Below are 5,896 nucleotides of genomic sequence, written 5' to 3'. Positions count from 1 at the left end.
TTTTCGTCGTGATGGTCACGCTTGTCTTTCAGGGGTCCATGCTGCCATGGATCATCCGCAAACTCGGTCTCGCCAAAGACGGCATCGAGGAGCGCATCCTCGACCGCGCCGAGGAGCTGCGCGTCCGTCATTCCGCGATCGAGGCTTCGAGCGCGAAGCTCGCGAGAATAGGCGCGGAGAGCGACATTCCCGAAGAAGCGATGCTGACGCTTCGCGCGCAGCAGGAATTTTTTCTGTCGCGCATCCGCATGAAATGCGAAGTCAGCGAAGAACGCCGCGCGCTGGCGTCGCTTCACGACGAACTCGACCTGCAGCTCATCGCCGAGGAGCGCGACGCGATCAACGCCATGCTGCGGGAAGGCAAACTCAAGGACGAGGCCCGCCGCCGCATCGAGCGCGAACTCGATCTGCGCGAGGCGGACGTGCTGAATCGAAGGAATGAGCGGTTAGGGTAGAGAACTTTTTTCGACGTCTCTCAATACAACGGCGAGCGACCTTGATTGTTCGTAATCCAGCGCTCGTATCCTTCTATTGAAGGGCCTCCTAGATTGATCGCAAACTCTTCTCCGAAAAGGCATACAACGGCATAAATTTCATTTTGGTGTGTGTAAAGCAGGGTGTACTCGTGGAGTACCTCGTAGCTTTGTGCATCGTCTTGGAAGCTCTCACCCTCTCGATAAATCCTACGCCTGTGAACCGGCCAACGGTTAGGAACATCTCCTCGCCTTACAAATCTTCGTAAAGGTTCTAGCTCCGGCTGCTCAGACAGCGCGTTAACGTCAAGGTTAGCGGCAATAAGCCGTTGAGCGAGGATTTCATACGTATTTATATACTTGACAAAAGTTGGGACAATGATAGGATCGCAGTCATAGGGAGTTGCCCATATGACCGCCGTGTTCCAAAACCCCATCTTTCAGGACGAAGACAAAGCTCGCGAGGCGCTTGAAGCCGTGCGCTGGCCCAATGGGGCCATTTGTCCCCACTGCGGCAACGCCGATCCTGACCGCATTGCTTTGATCGCTGGCAAGAAGCAGTCGCATCGCCCCGGCCTCCGCTATTGCTTGGAGTGCAAGAAACAGTTCACGGTCACAGTCGGAACCGTATTCGAGCGCAGCAAGGTTCCCCTCACAAAGTGGTGGATGGCTGCGCACATGTTCAATTCCGGCAAGAACGGCGTTTCGGCTCACGAAATCCACCGCTCGCTTGGCGTCACCTACAAAACCGCATGGTTCATGATGCATCGCTTGCGCGAGGCCATGAAAGACCTTGCGCCCGCGCCTATGGGCGGGGAAGGCCAAAGCGTGCAAGCCGACGAAACCTACTACGGCAACACGTCAAAGCGCGCCAAAGGCTACAAGAAGGGCCACAGCCACAAGGCCGGTGTTGTCGCCCTTGTCGAGCCGAAGGGCCGCGCCCGCGTCTTTCACGTCAAGAGCGCCACGGTCGAGACAGTTCGCGAGATACTCGTCACAAACGCCCATCGCAAATCAGAGCTGCATACGGACGAAAGCCGCCTTTACATCAAAGTCGGTAGAGAGTTCGCCGCGCACAAGACTGTCGAGCACGGTATGAACCAGAGCGGCTACTACGTTGGCAAAGACGGCCAGACGACAAACGCCGTCGAGAACTTCTTTGGAAATTTTAAGCGTTCAATGAAGGGCACTTATCGCTTTTGCAGCGAACAGCATCTTGCGCGCTATTTGGCGGAATTCGAATTCCGCCACAATAATCGAACCGGCCTAGGCGTGAACGACGGGGAACGGACGGCGAAGGCTCTCGCGGGTATCGAGGGTAAGCGCCTGACGTATCGCAGCGCTAATCAAGATCAGAACTAAAAAACAGTTCGCTAAGCGTTTTTTGGCTTGGCGGAAGAACCGCCGCGGACCCGATTTTTAGGACGACTCGGAATCGCGTTAGTCTTATTGTTGGGCTTCATTTCATTATGGGGCGTAGGTGGGTGCCTTACTAAGGCACCCATCAACCGTTTCGTCCCGTCCAGCGACCTATCATCCTGCGCCATGTGTAACATGCCTGATTATTTAGCATTCGGTCCGCGTTTAAAGATTGAACGGGCCAAGCATCACATCAACGATCTTGAGCGTCAAATCGAATCCTTCATGGAAAGGAAACCCTTCAGGCTCATGCGCCGATTCGATCCAAAGTCCAATAGGACTTCCGTAATGATTAAAACCGACATACCCATTCCAGACGAGCTTTCGCTTATCACAGGAGACGCCGTTCACAACTTGTGCGCAGCACTCGACTTGACGATGTTCCAACTTGCGCGCGACAGATCGCCCAGTCCCCACTTCATCGCATTCCCGTTCCCCAAAAAAGCGGAGGGACTTGCAGGCGCCATTGATAAGGCTCAAGTAAAGTTTGCCGGAACAAACGTCGTCGAGGCGGTCGAAGCCCTCGAGCCATATCCAGGAGGAAATGAAATACTCAGCGCGTTGCACAGGCTCGACGCTCAAGACAAGCATCGATTGCTCATTCTGTCCCGCCATATCCCCCAAATGAGCGCCGATGAACTCGGTCGCGTTAGCGGCCTTCCTATCGCCGGCCCCGGCATACTCGTATTTTGCGGCCCTGAAAACGAATCGTTGGTTAATATTAACGGTGGGTTTGGGAACAGGCGCGATCGCCTTATTCTCGCAAAGAAACGAGGAATCTGGGAGGAAGAAACAAACATCCAGCCGTCCTTCTTCATAGCTTTTGAAAAAGGGCTGCCTTTCGAGCATCAAAGCGTCATTACAACGCTTCGTAAATGCATGGATGCTGTCAATGAAGCTGTCAATTTTTTGATTGCAGCCTCCAATAGACCCGGAAACATTTTCCCTCAATAATATACCTTTATTCATACCGTCACCTTTTTCAGGCGGCGCACTCACATACTTGACCATTCGGGGAGCCAGCCGCTTTCGCGGCGGTCACGAATCTAGGATGTCCTTCCTACTTTTGTCAAGTATATAAATGCGATTTCATACCCAATCTTGCCAAGAAAACGCGCAAGAACTCGTTCATCGATAGGCCCTTCGAGCGGAACCAATACAGAGCCTTTCGACGAACCCAGGACATATTTGACGAACGGCTTGTCGTCTGCCTCGCTCCACGCGCCAATCGACAGTCCTTCGGTTGATGAGAATTGAACGCCGACAGCAGTTCGAGCGCCAGGACAAAATCCATACTGAAGCGGCACCATTCCACGTTTGTTGGAAACAACATTCCGGCCGCGCAAATTCATGAAATGGATCGAGTCTAGAAGCGGCTTTTCGACTTTTCTCGCTAGATAGTTATTGCACGGGTCACACACTACGCCTCGCGGGAGCACATGCTCGGTATTGCCAAAACTTTCTGGAATAATGTGTTCCACGCTGTACGCGGGACGGTCTGATTCCAAGCAAAATATGCATCGCACGTTCAGCCTCTTTTTGTCAGAAAATTTGGGCCCGCCGAAGCGGGCCTAAACTTCGTCTCTGTTACGCGTTCCCCACCGTCCGCAGCAGCGGCGCGGCGCGGCCATGCGCCGACTTGCCGTCGATGACAAGCCCCGTCGCGTCGGCCGATACGTCGACCGTCGCGCCGTCGATGATCTCGCCGGCAAGTATCCGTTCGGCCAGCGCATCCTGCAGCTCCTTCTGCATGACGCGCTTTAACGGCCGCGCGCCATAGGTCGGATCGTAGCCCTTCGCCGCCAGCCAGTCGCGCGCCTTGGCGTCGAGATGCAGCGTGATCTTGCGATCCTCGAGAAGCTTCTGCAGCCGCTTGACCTGGATGTCGACGATCGCGCCCATGTCCTCGCGCCGCAGTCGGTTGAACAGGATGATCTCGTCGACGCGGTTCAGGAACTCCGGCCTGAAATGCGCCCGCACGACCTGCATCACTTCGTCATGCACGGCGGAGGAATCCTCGCCCTCCTTCTGCATGACCAGGAATTCGGAGCCGAGATTCGAGGTCATGATGATCAGCGTGTTCTTGAAATCCACCGTGCGGCCCTGGCCGTCGGTGAGGCGGCCGTCGTCGAGCACCTGCAGCAGCACGTTGAAGACGTCGGGATGCGCCTTTTCGATTTCGTCGAAGAGCACCACCTGATACGGCCGGCGGCGGACGGCTTCGGTCAACGCGCCGCCTTCCTCATAGCCGACATAGCCGGGCGGCGCGCCGATCAGCCGCGCAACGGAGTGCTTTTCCATATATTCGGACATGTCGAGCCGCACCATCGCGGTCTCGTCGTCGAAGAGGAAGCTCGCCAGCGCCTTGGTCAGCTCCGTCTTGCCGACGCCGGTGGGGCCAAGGAAGATGAAGCTGCCGATGGGGCGATTCGGGTCCTGCAGTCCGGCGCGCGCCCGGCGCACCGCGGTCGACACGGCGACGACCGCGTCATGCTGCCCGACGACGCGCCGCGCAAGCTCGTCTTCCATATGAAGCAGCTTCTCGCGTTCGCCCTCTAACATTTTGTCGACCGGCACGCCGGTCCAGCGCGAGACGACCTGCGCCACGTCATTGGCGGTGACCGCTTCGTCGACGAGCGTGTCGGCCTGGCTTTCGGTCTCGCCGAGCTTCTTTTCGAGGTCGGGGATCACGCCATAGGTGAGTTCGCCGGCGCGCTGATATTCGCCGCGACGCTGCGCCTGCGCCAGTTCGTTGCGCGCGGCTTCAAGCTGCTCCTTGAGTTTCTGCGCCGCGCCGAGCTTGTCCTTCTCGGCCCGCCAGCGCGCCGTGAGCGCCGCCGACTTCTCTTCGAGGTCGGCCAGCTCGCCTTCCAGCTTCGACAGACGGTCCTTCGAGGCGGCGTCGGTTTCCTTCTTCAGCGCTTCCTGCTCGATCTTGAGCTGGATGATGCGCCGGTCGAGTTCGTCGAGCTCCTCTGGCTTCGAGTCGATCTGCATGCGCAGGCGCGACGACGCCTCGTCGATGAGGTCGATCGCCTTGTCGGGCAGAAACCGGTCGGAAATGTAGCGGTTGGACAAAGTCGCCGCGGCGACGATCGCGCTGTCGGTGATGCGCACGCCGTGATGGAGTTCGTATTTCTCCTTCAACCCGCGCAGGATCGAGATCGTATCCTCGACCGTCGGTTCGTCGACGAAGACCGGCTGGAAGCGCCGCGCCAGCGCCGCGTCCTTTTCGACATGCTTCCGGTATTCGTCGAGCGTCGTCGCGCCGACGCAATGTAATTCGCCGCGCGCCAGCGCCGGTTTCAGCAGATTGGAGGCGTCCATCGCGCCATCCGCCTTGCCGGCGCCAACGAGCGTGTGCATTTCGTCGATAAACAGGATGACATTGCCTTCGGCCGCGGTGACTTCGTTCAGCACCGCCTTCAGCCGCTCCTCGAATTCGCCGCGATATTTCGCGCCGGCGATCAGCGCGCCCATGTCGAGCGCCAGCAGCTTCTTGTCCTCGAGCGACTCAGGCACATCGCCGTTGATGATGCGCAGCGCGAGGCCCTCGACGATCGCGGTCTTGCCGACGCCGGGCTCGCCGATCAGCACCGGATTGTTCTTGGTGCGCCGCGACAGCACCTGGATGGTGCGGCGGATTTCCTCGTCGCGGCCGATGACGGGGTCGAGCTTGCCCTCGCGCGCCGCTTCGGTGAGGTCGCGGGCGTATTTCTTGAGCGCGTCATAGGCGTTTTCGGCGGACGCCGAATCCGCCGTGCGGCCCTTGCGCAAATCCTCGATCGCGGCGTTGAGCGTCTGCGGCGTGACGCCGGCGTCCTTGAGGATGCGCGCGGCCTCGGAATCCTTCTCCATCGCCAGCGCCAGGAGCAGGCGCTCGACGGTGACGTATGAATCGCCCGCCTTCTGGGCGATCTTCTCGGCGTTGTCGAAAAGCCGGGCGGTCGCCGGCGCGAGATAGAGCTGGCCGGCGCCCGACCCGCCGACTTTCGGCAGTTTGG

Annotated in this window: 4 protein-coding genes and 1 pseudogene; 2 read left to right on the top strand and 3 right to left on the bottom strand. The window is 58.3% G+C overall.

What is annotated here, in order from left to right:
* Together QZ964_RS19575 and QZ964_RS19570 are read left to right on the top strand one after the other, a co-directional pair.
* A pseudogene (locus QZ964_RS19575) lies at positions 1–455 on the top strand (Na+/H+ antiporter); the annotation flags it as partial.
* Positions 456–884: 429 nt separating this feature from the next.
* Positions 885–1,835 (top strand): IS1595 family transposase, encoded by a 951-nt coding sequence (locus QZ964_RS19570; RefSeq protein WP_292533732.1) that lies wholly within the window; start codon positions 885–887, stop codon positions 1,833–1,835.
* A gap of 222 nt (positions 1,836–2,057) precedes the next feature.
* On the opposite strand, the gene QZ964_RS19565 is transcribed toward QZ964_RS19570, so the two are convergent.
* From QZ964_RS19565 to clpB, 3 genes are all read right to left on the bottom strand, one after another.
* Complete coding sequence (locus QZ964_RS19565) at positions 2,058–2,903, bottom strand: hypothetical protein (protein ID WP_292533731.1); 846 nt, start codon at positions 2,901–2,903, stop codon at positions 2,058–2,060.
* Positions 2,904–2,938: 35 nt separating this feature from the next.
* The gene (locus QZ964_RS19560) at positions 2,939–3,418 is read right to left on the bottom strand and encodes an HNH endonuclease (RefSeq protein ID WP_292533729.1); all 480 of its coding nucleotides are present in this window, start codon (positions 3,416–3,418) and stop codon (positions 2,939–2,941) included.
* Between the two features lie 61 nt (positions 3,419–3,479).
* The coding region (gene clpB, locus QZ964_RS19555) for an ATP-dependent chaperone ClpB (RefSeq protein WP_292533727.1) at positions 3,480–5,896 on the bottom strand (2,417 nt) is incomplete at its 5' end.

It is taken from the genome of Methylocystis sp., assembly GCF_021731785.1.
In the GTDB taxonomy this organism is placed as follows: domain Bacteria; phylum Pseudomonadota; class Alphaproteobacteria; order Rhizobiales; family Beijerinckiaceae; genus Methylocystis.
Note: the sequence above shows the minus strand (reverse complement) of the source record. Positions and strands in the feature narration are given on the sequence as shown.